Source organism: Kitasatospora sp. NPDC022856, assembly GCF_055561235.1.
The window spans coordinates 1-14,507 of sequence record NZ_JBVHHE010000035.1; the positions used below are offsets into that span (position 1 = coordinate 1).

General features: G+C 74.3%; 12 protein-coding genes. 3 read left to right on the forward strand and 9 right to left on the reverse strand.

The annotated features are described in order from the left end of the window. Positions 1-136 precede the first annotated feature (136 nt). From ACZ34W_RS31105 to ACZ34W_RS31115, 3 genes are all read right to left on the reverse strand, one after another. Positions 137-880 (reverse strand): DUF305 domain-containing protein, encoded by a 744-nt coding sequence (locus tag ACZ34W_RS31105; protein WP_465608863.1) that lies wholly within the window; start codon positions 878-880, stop codon positions 137-139. Continuing rightward, positions 877-1,542 (reverse strand): DUF3105 domain-containing protein, encoded by a 666-nt coding sequence (locus tag ACZ34W_RS31110; RefSeq protein WP_329487132.1) that lies wholly within the window; start codon positions 1,540-1,542, stop codon positions 877-879. The genes ACZ34W_RS31105 and ACZ34W_RS31110 overlap by 4 nt, the downstream gene beginning before the upstream one ends. Positions 1,543-1,674: 132 nt before the next feature. Next, positions 1,675-2,259 carry a hypothetical protein gene (locus tag ACZ34W_RS31115; protein ID WP_465608865.1) on the reverse strand — a complete coding sequence of 195 codons (585 nt, stop codon included), beginning with the start codon at positions 2,257-2,259 and terminating at the stop codon, positions 1,675-1,677. 282 nt (positions 2,260-2,541) lie between these two features. Here ACZ34W_RS31115 and ACZ34W_RS31120 point away from each other — a divergent pair, with 282 nt between their 5' ends. Next, the gene (locus tag ACZ34W_RS31120; protein ID WP_465608867.1) at positions 2,542-4,182 is read left to right on the forward strand and encodes a PP2C family serine/threonine-protein phosphatase; all 1,641 of its coding nucleotides are present in this window, start codon (positions 2,542-2,544) and stop codon (positions 4,180-4,182) included. Positions 4,183-4,201: 19 nt separating this feature from the next. On the opposite strand, the gene ACZ34W_RS31125 is transcribed toward ACZ34W_RS31120, so the two are convergent. The 5 genes from ACZ34W_RS31125 to ACZ34W_RS31145 form a co-directional block, all read right to left on the reverse strand. Further along, on the reverse strand, positions 4,202-4,810 hold the full coding sequence (locus tag ACZ34W_RS31125) for a TetR/AcrR family transcriptional regulator (RefSeq protein ID WP_352290352.1): 609 nt from the start codon (positions 4,808-4,810) through the stop codon (positions 4,202-4,204). A gap of 147 nt (positions 4,811-4,957) precedes the next feature. Continuing rightward, complete coding sequence (locus tag ACZ34W_RS31130) at positions 4,958-5,515, reverse strand: NUDIX hydrolase (protein WP_465608869.1); 558 nt, start codon at positions 5,513-5,515, stop codon at positions 4,958-4,960. Between the two features lie 578 nt (positions 5,516-6,093). Next, positions 6,094-7,134, reverse strand: a complete 1,041-nt coding sequence (locus ACZ34W_RS31135; RefSeq protein WP_329487127.1) for an agmatine deiminase family protein — start codon at positions 7,132-7,134, stop codon at positions 6,094-6,096. Positions 7,135-7,166: 32 nt separating this feature from the next. After that, a complete protein-coding gene (locus ACZ34W_RS31140; protein ID WP_396486802.1) occupies positions 7,167-8,888 on the reverse strand; it encodes an urease subunit alpha in 1,722 nt (573 codons plus the stop codon). Next, positions 8,885-9,595: an urease subunit gamma gene (locus ACZ34W_RS31145; protein ID WP_465608872.1), complete on the reverse strand. Its 711-nt coding sequence runs from the start codon at positions 9,593-9,595 to the stop codon at positions 8,885-8,887. Before ACZ34W_RS31145 ends, ACZ34W_RS31140 begins: the two co-directional genes overlap by 4 nt. 519 nt (positions 9,596-10,114) lie before the next feature. Here ACZ34W_RS31145 and ACZ34W_RS31150 point away from each other — a divergent pair. Further along, positions 10,115-10,483: an ATP-binding protein gene (locus ACZ34W_RS31150; protein ID WP_352290360.1), complete on the forward strand. Its 369-nt coding sequence runs from the start codon at positions 10,115-10,117 to the stop codon at positions 10,481-10,483. A 520-nt stretch (positions 10,484-11,003) separates the two neighbouring features. Next, positions 11,004-13,166 carry an ATP-binding SpoIIE family protein phosphatase gene (locus tag ACZ34W_RS31155; protein WP_465608874.1) on the forward strand — a complete coding sequence of 721 codons (2,163 nt, stop codon included), beginning with the start codon at positions 11,004-11,006 and terminating at the stop codon, positions 13,164-13,166. A gap of 114 nt (positions 13,167-13,280) precedes the next feature. Here the strand turns inward: ACZ34W_RS31155 and ACZ34W_RS31160 are convergent, their stop codons facing one another. Further along, the gene (locus tag ACZ34W_RS31160; RefSeq protein ID WP_465608876.1) at positions 13,281-14,315 is read right to left on the reverse strand and encodes a DUF2637 domain-containing protein; all 1,035 of its coding nucleotides are present in this window, start codon (positions 14,313-14,315) and stop codon (positions 13,281-13,283) included. Positions 14,316-14,507: the final 192 nt, after the last annotated feature.

A 14,507-nucleotide genomic window follows, 5' to 3' on the forward strand; every position in this document is an offset into this window, starting at 1 on the left:
CGGGGGGGGCCCCCCACCCCCGTGGCCCCCCCCCCCGCGGGGGCCCCCGCCGGCGGGGTGACCCGGCGGGGGGGGGGGGGGCGGGGGGGGGGGCGGGGGCCCCCCCCCCCCCCCCCGGCCGGGTGCTGCGGGTCGATCAGGACGCGGGCACACCAGGGGTGGCGCCGCGCTCGGTGAGCATGTCGGTGATCAACTGGATCTCCGAGGTCTGCCCGACCACCATCGACTGGGCGAGCCGCTTCTCGGTCTCGTTCTTCGCCAGGTCGACGTAGCCCTGGGCCATCTCCACCCCGCCCTTGTGGTGCTCCAGCATCAGCTGCAGGTAGAGCACCTCGGCGTCCCGCCCGCTGAGCGAGCCCAGCTTGGCGAGCTGGGTGTTGGTGGCCATGCCCGGCATCAGCGAACCGTCGTGCGCCGCGTAGTCGTGGCCCATCTTCATCCAGGCCATCGGCTTGGCCGCCGAGTGCTGCGGGAGTCCCCACTGGTCGAGCCAGCCCATCATCATCCCGCGCTGGTTCGCCTGGGTGTTGATGATGTCGAAGGCGAGGGTGCGCACCGACGCGTCGCCGGTCCGGTCCCGGACGATGAACGACAGGTCCACGGCCTGCTGGTGGTGGGTCGCCATGTCACGGGCGAACCCGGCCTCGGGCGAGTCGTCCGCCGGGGCCGCGATCGAGGACGAGCCGGACGCCGACGTCCCGCTCGCCACCAGCGCGGGGACCCCGAGCGCGAGGGCGAGCGCGGCGGCCAGCGCCGCCGGCCACCAGAGCCGCTTGCGGCCGGGCCGGGGCGCCGCGTCCGGAGTGTCGTCCAGGGCGTCGCCGTGGCCGGTGTCCCGGCCGTCGTCGTGCGCCCCGGACACCGCCGCGTCGGCGGTCACATCGCCCCCATGGTGCAGGACGCGCCCGGCTCCTGGGTCTGCTTGCCCTGCACGTACTTGGTGAAGAACTCGCCCACCCGGGGGTCACTGGCGCTGTCCACGACCAGCTGGGTGCTCCAGGCGCTGAGGGTGATGGTGCCCTTCTCGTCCGGGTACGGGCTCATCAGCGAGTACGGGGTGGCCTTGACCTTGTCGGAGAGGGTCTTGATGTCGTCCGGCGTGGCCTTGCCGTTGTAGGTCACCCAGACCGCGCCGTGCTCCAGCGAGTGGACGGCGCGCTCGTTCTCGACCGGCTGGTCGTAGACGTGGCCCATGCAGTCCAGCCAGATCGCGTTGTGGTCGCCGCCGACCGGCGGGGTCTGCGGGTAGGTGACCTTCTCCTTGACGTGGTTGCGGCTCAGGTCGCCGAAGGTCTGGACGCCGTCGATCGGCGCGGCGGCCGCGGTCTCCTTGGCCTTCTTGTCGTTGTTGGCGTCGACCACGATCCAGGTGCCGGTGGCGATCGCGGCGATCACCAGGGTCCCGGCGATCACCGAGGCGATGATCTTGTTCCGGCGGTCGCGGCGCTGCTCGGCGGCGCGCAGCTCGGCTATCCGGGCACGACGGTCGAGACCGGCCTGCTTGCCGCTCGGCTTGTTGGACTGCTTCGAGGCGGAACCCATGAGGTGTCCTTGTCCCCGCCGCGCGCTTCGGGCGCGGCGGTCAGATGAGAGGGCGGAGGGGCGGATCCGTCGGTGCCACCCCGGCCGCCGTCCGTTCGGACGGGCGGGGGGAGGACCGGCGGTGGGTTCCGCTCAGGACCGGTGAACTTGGAGCTCGTGCAGGTCGGGTGCCGGGCGCGGACCGTCCGGGAGCCCGCGCGGAAGCATCCGGGGCCGGGCCCCGGGGGTCTCCGGGCGGGGCGTCAGGGCGGGCTGCTGCTGGGGCGGCGGATTGGGCAGCTGGGCGTCCTGGGCGCAGTACGGGTGACCGGAGCAGCCGTTGTCGCGGTGCGGCGGCTCGCCGTCGGCGGAGCACCACGTCCGGTGCCGCTTCTGCTCGGCGAGCCGGTCGGCGAGCGTGCCGGCCGGACCGGTGCGCGGGGCTCCGGCCTGCCGGGACGCGTGCTCCGCCGCCGAGGTCCGCGGTGCTCCGGCGGTCGGAGGTGTCCCGGCGGTCCGCGGTGTCCCCGTCGTCGGGGCGGCCGCGAGGGCCGGGCCGGCGACGCCGTCCGGAACGGACGCGGGGGCGGACCGGTCCACCGAGACCGCCTGGGCCTGGCCCGCGCACGGGAGCGCCGCCAGCAGCCCGACCAGCAGGAGGAACCACAGGGCGCCCACCGGGCGGCCCGCGAACGCGGTCCTCCCCGGTCGGAGCGATCTGGGGGCCGACGCGGTCATGCGCACATTTAATCAGCCGAACGGGTGAAGCGATGCCCCTCCTCGGCCCCCATTTTCGGCCCCCGAACCTCCTGAATACCCCGGAAACGCCCTGCTCGGGGCAGTTCCGGCAAGCGCGGACGGAACGGAAACGAAACATGGGGCGAACCCGGTCATTGGGATCATCCGATCAGTGTGCGGTTGTCGCCGAAACCCGGACACCGTCGTTGCACTCGGAGACAATGACGTCGAGTCCGGCCCCGCCGGGGGCGGCGCGACCACGGACCGACCAGGAGCCGCCAGATGAGCAAAAAGGGTGCACCCGCACAGCAGCCCCGACCGGACGACGGTTGGTGGGAAACGGTCTACGAAGGGCCGGCGGGCACCCTCCCCGACACTCCGGACGCGGTACCGGGGGAGGGTAGCGTCGACGACTGGTTCGACACGGCGGCCGGGCTGATCGGCCAGCAGCGGACGGGTGGGCCGGAGGGCGAGGTGAAGCCCGCGGCGGCGCCCGAGGTGGCGGAACCCGCGGCGTCGGCGGCGCCGGGGCCCGAGGGGTCGGCCCCCGAGGCGTCGGAGCGGGCCGCGCCGGAGCCCGACCTACTGGAGCGGGACAGCATCGACGACTGGTTCGACACCGCGGTCGGGGTGATCGGGCAGCAGCGCGGGCCGGAGGAGACGCACCGGTTCCCGGCCCCGGCCTGGGCGGCCGCGCCCGAGGCGGAGGCGGAGGCGGGGCCCGAGCCGGAGCCGGGTCCGGAGGCGGTGGAGGAGCCCGCTCTCCGGAAGGATCCGGAGCCGGCACCGGAGCCGGACCCCGTGGTGGAGCCCGAGCCCGCTCCTGCGCCCGAGCCGACGACTGCCGGCCCCGAGCCCGCCGTCGAGCCCGAGCCCGAGCCCGAGCCCGAGCCCGAGCCCGCCCCTGCGCCCGATCCCGAACCCGTCCCCCCGGCTGCGGCGGTGGCCGTCGCCCGCCCCGCCGCCCGGTCGGTGCTCGCCGACGCCGGGCCCGCCGTCCCGCACGTCGGCGAGCGCCCGCCCACGTACGGGCCCGAGCCGACCGCCGTACCGGAGGCCGACCCGGGCTCGCTCGGCGCCGTGGTGCCGGACACCGTGCTGGAGGGGGCCCAGTACGCCACCGCCACCGTGCGCGCCGTCTCGGTCCGCGGCGACTCCGCCCGCTACCGCGGCGAGCCCCGCCGGGACGCGCTGCTGGTGACCAGGTTCGGCGAGGGCACGGACGGCCTGCTGCTCGCCGTGCTCGGCGGCTTCGACCGCACGGGCGCGGGCTCCGCCGAGGCGCTCGCCGACATCGCCGACGTCGCCCCGGAGGCGGTCGCGACGGCCTCCGCCGAGGCGTGCCGCCAGCTCGCCGCCGCGATCGGCCGCAGCCGGGCCGGCCTCGCCGCCGACCTGCGCGACGGCGCGCGGGACCGCCTCCGCTACGGCCTCCAACGGCTCGCGACGGCCGCCGCCGCCCCGCTGCGCGGCCTGGCCCCCCGGGCGGCCGGCGAGGATCCGGTCTTCCCGGCCTCGCTGCACTGCCTGCTGCTCTCGCTCGACCCGGCGGCCTCCTACCGGGCGGCCTTCGGGGTCGGCCCTGGCGGGCTCTACCTGCTGCGCTCCGGTCACTGGATCGACGCCTACGCGGCCCGGCTGCTGCACCACCCGGACGGTCAGCCCCCGCTGCCGGACGGTCCGGCGCCGGACCCGCGCCCGTTCCGGTTCCGGATGGTCCCGGCCACTCCGGGCGACATCCTGCTGCTCTGCACCCCGGGTCTGGCCCGGCCGATCGCCGACGAGCCGGCCGTCGCGCACTTCCTCGCCGCCCACTGGGCACACCCGCACCCGCCGGGCACCGTGGACTTCCTGCGCCAGGTCCAGGTCCGTGCCAAGGGGTACGCCGACGACCGCACGGCGGCCGCGATCTGGACGGAGTGACGCTGCCGGAGTCCCTCCGTCAGGCGGGCGCCAGCAGGGTCCGACAGGCCGACTCCGCGAGGTGCAGGGCCCTCGCGCGGAGCGCGCCGGGCAGGCCGAGCGCGAGCGGTACGGCGAGACCGTCCAGCAGCGCGCGGATCTGGGCGGCCCGCTCGGTGGTCGCTCCGGCCGCCGCGGCGAAGGAACCGGAGGCGGCGCCCTCGTCGAGCAGGGCGACCAGGTCGGCGTCCCAGGGGGCCTCGATCTCCAACTGCCCCTGTCGAAGCTCCTCGCTGGCGGGGGAGCGCCCCCACACCTCCACCCAGAGGATCCAGCGCGGATCGCCCGCGCCCTCGGGCAGGTAGAGCCGGGTGTAGTCGCCCAGCCGCTCCCAGACGTCCCGGTCGCCGTCGGCCAGCGCGGTGCGGCGGCGGGCCCCGAGCTGGTCCTCGCTCCAGCGCAGCGTCTCCAGCAGCAGCTGGTCCTTGCTGCCGAAGTAGTAGAGCAGGTGACCGGCGCTCATCTGCAACTGCTTGCCGAGGCCGGCCATGGTCAGCTTGGCGAGCCCGTGTTCGGCGATGGCGGCCCGCGCGGTGGCGAAGACCTCCTCGCGGGGCCGCGCCGGCCGGCGCGGGCGGGCGTCCGCCATGTGTTGCTCTCCTCTGTGCCGCTGCGACCGCGCCGCAGCGGCACCCACGATACCGGCGGCGCCCGAAGCCCCCCTGACCAGGAGCCCACCGGGCCGACGCCCCGCCCCGGCCCTCTCGGCGCGGGCGGGGCCCGCCGAGACGGCGGCTCAGCTGTCGGTCCGCGCGAGCCGGTAGGGCCCGAGAAAGTACGAGAGTGCGGCGTGGGAAGGGCCGTCGGAGATCTCGCCGCTGGTCAGCAGCTTCACGACCCCGGCTTCCGACACCCACTCCACCCGGGCCGCTTCGGAGATGTCCTCCGGCTCGCCGATGCGGGTGCATCCGGTGACGTGGTAGCTGCGGAAGTGTGCGTCCGAGATGCCGGCCATGGCGTCGTACTCGGTCATCAGCTCGACCCGGCCCGGACGCCAGCCGGTCTCCTCCTCGACCTCGCGGGCGATCGCCACCGCCGGATCCTCGCCGGGATCGGCCCAGCCGGCCGGTACCTCCCAGCCCCACCGGCCGGTGATGAAACGGTGCCGGTGGATGAGCAGGAACTCGCCCGCCTCGTTGGTGACGACGGAGGTGGTGGAAGCCCGGGGCATGCGGACGACGTGATGCTCGATCCGGCCGACGCCGGGAATGTCCACGTCGTCGAGCCAGACCTCCACCCAGGGTGAGCCGTACACCTGCCGCCGACCATGCACCGGCCACTCCGCTACCGCCACCGGGCCCTCCTCATGCGCGTGCGAGCTGGTGGCCCGACACTCTCACGCGTGCGGCCGGCGCCGCTGAGCGGTACGGGTACAACTGCACCAGCTCGCGGTCCGCACCTGTCTTCACCCGCTACCGCACTGACGGCCACAGCACGGTCTCCTCCTCGCCGAGAGCCCGGCAGGCCGCCAGGCGGTGCCGGGCGTGGGGCCCGCGCAAGGGATTGGAGATCCACCGACTGACGGTGTGCGACGCCGCCCTCGCAGACGATGCACGCTCGGAACTCGTTCCCGGACCGCCGTTCCTGAGGAGGAGTAGTGACCATCCCAGCGCCCGAGCCCGAGCCCGAGCTTCGCGACATGGCCGACCTGATGGGCTCGACTCCACCGGCGCTCCCGCCGATCCCTCCGCAGGGTCCTCGGTAGGCGTTGTCGGCGGCTGTGCCGTCGACAACGACGACATCATGGGATTCCAGCCCGGCGCGACGAGTGCCGCAGGGGGAGATGATCTACGAAGGAGCTGCTGTCCAGTGCCGGCACTGGACAGCAGCTCTCGGTAATCCGGCAGGTCAGGGGGCTGAGCTGCCGGGGTGTCACACCTTCGGCTGCTGCTGGGTGATGCAGTGGATGCCGCCGCCGTTGGCGAAGATCTCGCGGGCGTCGACCAGTTCGACGGTGCGGCCGGGGTAGGCCTGGCCGAGGATGGCGGCGGCCTCCTGGTCGCGGGGGTCGTCGAAGGCGCAGAGCACCACGGCGCCGTTGGCCACGTAGTGGTTGATGTAGGAGTAGTCGACCGGTTCGCCGTCCTCGTCCGACAGGACGGTGGGGGCGGGGAGTTCGATGACCTCCAGGGCGCGGCCCCGGGCGTCGGTGGACGCGCGCAGGATCGCCACCAGCTCCTGGCACACCTCGTGGTCGGGGTGGGCCGGGTCGGGCTGGACGTGGGCGACCACGACGCCGGGGCGGACGAAGGAGGCGACGATGTCGATGTGGCCGCGGGTGCCGAACTCGTCGTAGTCGCGGGTGAGTCCGCGCGGCAGCCAGATCGCCTTGGTGGTGCCGAGGTGGGCGTGCAGCTCGGCCTCGACCTCCTCGCGGGTCCAGTCGGAGTTGCGGCCCTCGCCGAGCTGCACGGTGTCGGTGACGAGCACGGTGCCCTCGCCGTCGACGTGGATGCCGCCGCCCTCGTTGATCAGGCGGGAGGCGAAGCGCTGGACACCCGTCAGTTCGCTGATGTGCTCGGCGATGTGCTGGTCGTTGTCCCAGCGGGCCCAGGACTGCGCCCCCCAGCCGTTGAAGATCCAGTCGGCGGCGGCCAGCGAGCCCTTGCCGTCGATCAGGAAGGACGGGCCGATGTCGCGCATCCAGGCGTCGTCCAGCGGGCGCTCGACGATTTCGACCTCGGGGGCGACGTACTTGCGCGCCTCCTCGGTCTCGCCGGTGTTGACCACCAGCGTCACCGGCTCGTACCGGACGATGGTGTTGGCCACCGCGGCCCAGGCCTCGCGCCCGGCGTGCAGGTGCTCCGGGCTGTCGAAGGTCGGGTTGGTGGTGGGGAACGCCATCCAGGTCCGCTCGTGCGGGTGCCACTCGGCGGGCATCCGGTAGCCGAGCGAGGCGGGGGTGGGGGTCATCTTCGCGTCCTTGGAGAGGAGGTGAGGGTGGGTCAGAGGAAGTACAGGCGGCTGAGCGAGACGCTGTCGGCGGGCTCGGAGCGCAGCGGGTCGCCGTCCAGCGAGACCAGGCCGGTCTCGGTGACCTGCACGTCGCCGATCCGGGCGTTGCGGACCATGTCGCGCGGGCCGATGCCGCGGGTGTTGCGGACGCCGACCCGGCGGCGCCGGGTGGGCATGCCGTCGGCGGCCCGGTCCAGGTAGGCGCCGTCGGCGGCGGCCTGGGCGACGAAGGCGACCGAGAGGTCGGCGGCGGTGGCGCCGTGGGCGCCGAACTGGGGGCCCAGTACGAGGGGTTCGCAGCGGTCGGTGGAGGCGTTGGGGTCGCCCACGACGCCGTAGGCGGGGAAGCCGGCCTTCAGGACGAGCTGCGGCTTGGCGCCGAAGTGGTCGGGGCGCCACAGCACGATGTCGGCGAGCTTGCCGACCTCGATCGAGCCGACCTCGTGGGCCAGGCCGTGGGCGATCGCCGGGTTGATGGTGAGCTTGGCGATGTAGCGCAGGACGCGCTCGTTGTCGTCGCCGCCCTCGGTCGTCCCGTAGGAGCCGGTGCCGTCGAGGGCGCCGAGCTCGGCCTTCATCTTGCCGGCCATGGCGAAGGTGCGGCGCACGGTCTCGCCGGCGCGGCCCATGCCCTGGGCGTCGGAGGAGGTGATGCCGATGACGCCGAGGTCGTGCAGGACGTCCTCGGCGCCCATGGTGCCGGCCCGGATGCGGTCGCGGGCCATCGCGGCGTCGCCGGGGAGGTCGACCTTGAGGTCGTGGGCGGAGACGATCATGCCGAAGTGCTCGCCGAGGGCGTCGCGGCCGAACGGCAGGGTGGGGTTGGTGGAGGAGCCGATGACGTTCTCGACGCCCGCCATCTTGAGGACGTTGGGGACGTGCCCGCCGCCGCAGCCCTCGATGTGGAAGGCGTGGATGGTGCGGCCTTCCAGGACCTTGAGGGTGTCCTCCACGGAGAGGCACTCGTTGAGGCCGTCGGTGTGCAGGGCGACCTGGACGTCGTACTCCTCGGCGACCCGCAGGGCGGTGTCCAGGGCGCGGGTGTGGGCGCCCATGTCCTCGTGCACCTTGAAGCCGGAGGCGCCGCCCTCGGCGAGGGCCTCGACCAGCGGGGCCGGGTCGGAGGAGGAGCCGCGGCCGAGGAAGCCGATGTTGACCGGCCAGGCGTCGAAGGCGTTGAAGGCGTGCCGCAGCGCCCAGGGCGAGTTCACGCCCACGCCCCAGACCGGGCCGAACTCCTGGCCGATGATCGTGGTGACGCCGGAGGCCAGCGAGGCCTCCATGATCCGCGGCGAGAGCAGGTGGACGTGGGTGTCGATGGCGCCGGCGGTGGCGATCATGCCCTCGCCGGAGACGATGGTCGTCCCGGTGCCGACGACGACCTCCACGCCGGCCAGGGTGTCCGGGTTGCCGGCGCGGCCGATGGCGGCGATCCGGCCGTCGATCAGACCGATCGAGGTCTTCCGGATGCCCTGGATCGCGTCGATCACCAGCACGTTGCTGATCACCACGTCGCAGGTGTCGCGGACGGCGGCGGCTTTGAGGTGCAGGCCGTCCCGGGCGGTCTTGCCGAAGCCGGCCAGGAACTCCTCACCGGGCGCCTGCGAGTCGGACTCGACCCGGACGATCAGACCGGAGTCGCCGAGCCGGATCCGGTCCCCGGCGCGCGGGCCGTGCACCGCGATGTAGTCGTGCGGGGTGATGGCGGTCACGATTCCACCTCGGCGTCGTCGAAGTTGGTCAGGTAGCCGGTCGCGCGGGCCTTGGCCAGGGCGGCCTCCTTGGCGCCGGGCGCGTCCAGCGGGCCGTCCACCAGCCCGGCGAAGCCGATCGCGACCCGCTCGCCGCCGATCGGCACCAGGCCGACCTCGACGGTGGCGCCCGGGTCGAAGCGGACCGAGGAGCCGGCCGGTACCGCGAGGTGGGTCCCGTAGGCGGCGGCGCGGTCGAAGGCCAGGCGCGGGTTGGCCTCGAAGAAGTGGAAGTGCGAGGTGACCGAGATCGGCACCCCGGAGGTGTTGTGGACGGGCAGCACCACCGTCTCCTCGACGGGGTCGTAGCCCGGGCCCGCGCCGAGCAGCGCGCCGCCGGGCGCGTCGTCGCCGAGCGAGCCGGCGCCCTTGAACGGGTCGTTCACCACGGCCAGCCGGGTGCCGTCGTCGAACACCGCCTCGACCTGGACCACGGTGACCACGTCCGGGACGCCGGGGAGCACGTCGTCGGCGGTGAGCACGCTGCGCCCGGCCTCGATGGCCTCGGCGAGCCGCCGGCCGTCGCGCGCGGCCTCGCAGACGGTGTCGGCGATCAGGGCGTGCGCTTCGGGGACGTTGAGGCGTACGCCTCGGGCGCGCCGGGCGCGGGCCAGCTCGGCTGCTGTGAAGATCAGCAGCCGGTCCCGCTCGGTGGGGGTCAGTCGCACGGTTCCTCGCTCGCGGTCGCCGGGGGGTGCCGATGGGTGCTGGGGGTGTCGGGGGTGCCGGGGGTGCCGGGGGTGAAGTTAGAACGGCGTTCAAACATCTCGGGTCATTGAACCCGGACCCGGCCGCTCTGTCCAGCGTTGCCCGAAAACGACTCGTACGCATCGCAAACCTGTCCGGCGCGGGCAGTTGGATCACGAGTGCCGCGCCGTGCCCCTTTCACCCCAGGTGATCGGACGCACACTGTTCCAAAGCGCGAAAGCTGGGCATGAGGATGGTGGTCAGAACGAGGCGGCGACCCGACCGGCGGGGGATCCGGCAGCGGGTGCCCGGATTGAGGGCGGGGGCAAGTGGTGATGGACGGTCAGTCGCGATTCCCGCGGCAGCGGACGGGCTCGGGGGACGCCTTCCGAGCCAGGCCCCAGGGGGGTGCGCCGGGTGCGTCGGCGGCCACGGGCACGGCGGGCCAGGCACTGCCGAGCATTCCGGCCCCGGGGTGTGCGCTGAACCGCCGGCTGCACGTGACGCTCGACGCGGCCGACCTGGTCGCGGTCGGCGCGGTCCGCCGGCGGCTGCGCTCCGCGCTCGGCCACTGGGGGGTGCCCGAGCTGGCCGACACGGCGGAGCTGCTCTCCTCCGAGCTGGTCACCAACGCGTTGCTGCACACCGGCCAGGGCGCGGTCTTCGACGCGGTGCTCACCGCCGACCTGCGGTTGCGGATCGAGGTCCAGGACAGCGTCACCCGGCTGCCCGGCCGGCGCCGGGACGCGGACGCCGAGTACGCCACCTCGGGGCGCGGGCTGCTGCTGGTCGAGGCGCTGGCCGACTCCTGGGGGGTCCAGCTGCGCGGGGACGGCAAGGTCACCTGGTTCGAGCTGGTCACCGCCTGAGCTGTTCGAGCTGGTCGCCGCCCGGGCTGTTCGGGCTGGTCGCCGCCCGCGTTCCCGCCGCGTGACGCCCGCCCGCCTCCGCGCGCGTCGCCGCCGCGCCGCTCCGGTGGCCCCGGCGCCACCCGTTCGGCGCAGTTCCCGGACCCCGGCCGACCCGGCGTCCGAGCCGGGAGGACCAGGTCGTTCGCCGCCGAACGGCACCTCCGGGCGAAGGGCGAGCCGAAGATTCCCGGTCCGGTGCCATTGCCGCTCGGCCGAACATTGGCGAGGATGGTGGGAATGTGTGTCCACGTGCGGCAAACAGCGGGGAGACCTCACCTCGACTGGTCGCCGCCCGGCCGCACGGTCCGATCGAGCACCACCCACTCACACTGCCCCGCGGCCAGGCCGGACACCCGGCGTGGCTCGCCACGGCAGCGGCAGGAGCAGCATGCCCACTGAGCCCGAGTCGCCGGGGCCGGCGCTTCCTCCCGGTCAGTCCACGGCCGGGTCGGGGCGGGCGAGACCACCCGCCCAGGCGGTGCGCAGGCACGCACTGCGGACGACGCCCGGACTCGCCGGGGGCCGGCTGGCGCCGATGCTCTCGGGTGGCCTGCCCGTCGCCTCCGGGGACTCCACGCCGGACTGGCTGGAGCCCGCGATGGCCGCCAACGGCATCGGCTCCTTCGACTGGGACATCCGCCGCGACGTCCTGGAGGGCGACCAGCGGGCCTGCGCGATCATGGGCCTGGACGCGGCCGAGCGGGACCGCTTCGACCGCACCTCGTCCTCCTTCCTGGCGCTGCTGCACCCCGAGGACGCGCCGGTGGTGCGCCGCCGGGTCGAGCGCGCGGTCGCCGAGCTGGGCCAGTGCGGCGCCTACTACCGCACGGTCGGGCCGAGCGGGACGATGCGCGCCGTGCGGTTCCGCGGCCGGGTCCTCGCGGACGCCTTCGGCCGGGCCTCGCGGATGGTGGGCTTCATCTGGGACGCCACCGTCGAGCTGCGCAAGCGCGACCGCGCCGACCGGATGGCCCTGCTGCGGGAGGAGCGCTCGCGGTTCATCAAGGAGGCCGCCCGCGCGCTCTCCGAAGCCGTCACCGTCCGTGACGTCGCCCGGGTCTTCACGGAGCTCCCGCTGCCCGGGCTGCCGCCGGACGGCCTGGTGCTGGCCTCCTTCGAGTCCGGCCGGGTACAGATCCTGGGCTCCTCCGGCTACCGGCCCGAGGAGCTCACCTTCTGGGACCGCTCCGTGCTGCCCGCCGACCACCCGGCGGCCGAGGCGCTGCGCAACCGGGCGCCGGTCTTCATCGCCAGCCGCGAGGAGTTCCTGGAGCGCTACGCGAAGGTGTGGACGCCGACCAGCCGGACCGGCCGCAGCTCCTGGGCCTTCCTGCCGCTGGTCGCCAGCGGCCGGCCGATCGGCGTCTGCCTGGTCAGCTTCGACGACGACCGCCAGCTGGACACCGATGAGCGCACCCTGCTCTCCACCCTCGGCGGCCTGGTCGCCCAGTCGCTGGCCCGGGCCCGGCTGCACGACGCCGAGCACGAGCTGGCGGCCGGCCTGCAGCGGGTGATGCTGCCGCGCACCGTCCCGTCGGTGCCCGGCGTGACCACCGCCGTCCGCTACCTGGCGGCCGGCTCCGGCCTGCAGATCGGCGGCGACTGGTACGACGTCGTCCCGCTGCCCGGCGGGCACGTCGGGCTGGTGATCGGCGACGTCCAGGGCCACGACGTGCACGCCGCCGGGATCATGGGCCAGCTGCGGATCGCGCTGCGCGCGTACGCGGCCGAGGGCCACCCGCCGGCGGCGGTGATGGCCCGCGCCTCCCGCTTCCTCGCCGACCTGGACACCGACCACTTCGCCACCTGTACCTACGCCGAGGTCAACGTCGACTACGGCGTGGTCTACGCCGTCCGGGCCGGCCACCTCGACCCGCTGGTCCGCCGGGCCGACGGCACCGCCACCGTGGTCCAGGTGGCCGGCGGGCTGCCGCTGGGCATCGCCCCGGACGAGGAGTACCGGGTCACCCGGTTCAGCCTGGACCCGGGTGAGACGGTGCTGCTCTGCACCGACGGCCTGGTCGAGGCGCGCGGCATGGACCTCGACGACGGGATCGCCCGGCTGGCCGAGGTGGTCGCCGGCCCGCTGGCCGAGCGCCGGGAGGGCCACGCCGACCCGCTGGAGGAACTGGCCGACCGGATCTCCTCCCAGGTCGCCGACTCCAGCGAGCGCGAGGACGACATAGCGCTCCTGCTGCTGCGCTGGGACGGCCCGGAGGGCGGCCTCGCCGCCCAGCAACTGCGCCGCCGGATCGGGCAGGCCGACCTCGAACGGATCTCCGAGGTGCGGGCCGAGCTGCGGGACGCGCTGCGCCGCTGGGGCGTGGCCGAGCTGGTGGACACCGCCGAGCTGCTCGCCTCGGAGCTGGTCACCAACGCGATCCGGCACACCGACCGGGACGCCATGTTCACCGCCCGGCTCTACCGCGAGGCGGCGGCGGACGGCGGCCGGGCCCGGCTGCGGGTCGAGGTGGAGGACGAGTCCGACCTCTGGCCGACCCGCCGGACACCGGGGGAGCAGGCCTCCTCCGGGCGCGGGCTGATGCTGGTCGAGGCGCTGGCGGACGGCTGGGGCGTGGAGCCGCGCGGCTCGGGCAAGCGGATGTGGTTCGAGCTCACCGCGACGACGCCGGCGGCCTGACCGGCCCGGCTCACCGGCGCCGGCCGGACCGGGGCCGCCCGGCGCCCGCCCGTCGGCCCTGCGGCGTCCGAGCGGCCCGGGGCCGGCCGGTGGTGCGCCGGCCGGCGGGCGGCCTCAGCCGAACTGCTGCTCCAGGTCCTTCAGCTTGCGCTCCAGCGAGTCGAGCCGGGGCAGCGCGACGGTGTCCTCCTCCATCGTGAGGTCGATGGTGCGCCGCTCCGGGCGGGCCGGCAGCCCGGTCTGCACCACCGGGCCCTCGGCGGCCGGCGCGGGCGGCTCCACGGCGGGGCGCTCCGCCATGGGCCCGCCGGCTATGGCGGACTCCTGGCCGGCCTCCAGCTGCCGGGCGGCGCCGCGGCCGCGCCAGGCACTGTTGGAGCGGTTGATGGCCCGGATCTCGGCCCGTTCGCGGCGCCCGGCCAGCCTGCGGCGCTCCTTCTCCATGATCTTCTCCCGCTTGTCCTCGCGGACCTCGTCCACCGCCTCGTCCAGGCTGCGCACGCCCTCCAGCAGCATCAGCGACCAGGCCGCGTAGGTCTCGCGCGGGGCGCGCATCCAGCGGACGATCCGGATCTGCGGCAGCGGGCGCGGGACGAGGCCCTGCTCGCGCAGCGCGGCCCGGCGGGTCTGCTTGAGCGCCCGGTCGAACAGCACGGCGGCCGAGAGCGACATCCCCGCGAAGAACTGCGGGGCACCGGCGTGGCCGAAGCCGCGCGGGGCGTGCACCCAGTTGAACCAGGCGGAGGCACCGGCGAACAGCCAGACCAGCAGGCGCGAGCCGAGTGCGGCGTCACCGTGGCTGGCCTCGCGGACGGCGAGCACCGAGCAGAACATCGCCGCCCCGTCCAGGCCGAACGGGACCAGGTATTCCCAGCCGCCGGAGAGGTTGAGGTTCTGCATCCCGAAGCCGACCAGGCCGTGGAACGACAGCGCGGCCGCGACGCCGGCGCAGCAGAACAGCAGCGTGTACGAGGCCGCGCCGTACAGGGATTCCTTGCGGCGGCGGCGTTCCTCGGAACGCTCCCAGGAATCCGAGCCGCCCGGGCCGGCGGATCCCCGATTTCGGACCAGGGCCAGCAGCAGGGCGGTGACCAGCAGCACCGCAACGCCGGTGACGGCCCAACCGAGCGGTATGTCGGACAATTTCATCGCCTGGACCAGCCTCGCTTTCCTGCGTCGTGATGGCGGGGACCATCATGGCGGATGCTCGGCCCGAGAACGGCCGATTCTCCGTCAATGCGCTGAGGAGAGGGATTTCTGACGTGGGAGAAGTCCCATTGTCGTATTAATTAAGGGGTGCTATTCCCTGGAATTCCGGGGATTCCGGGGGCCTTCCGAAGG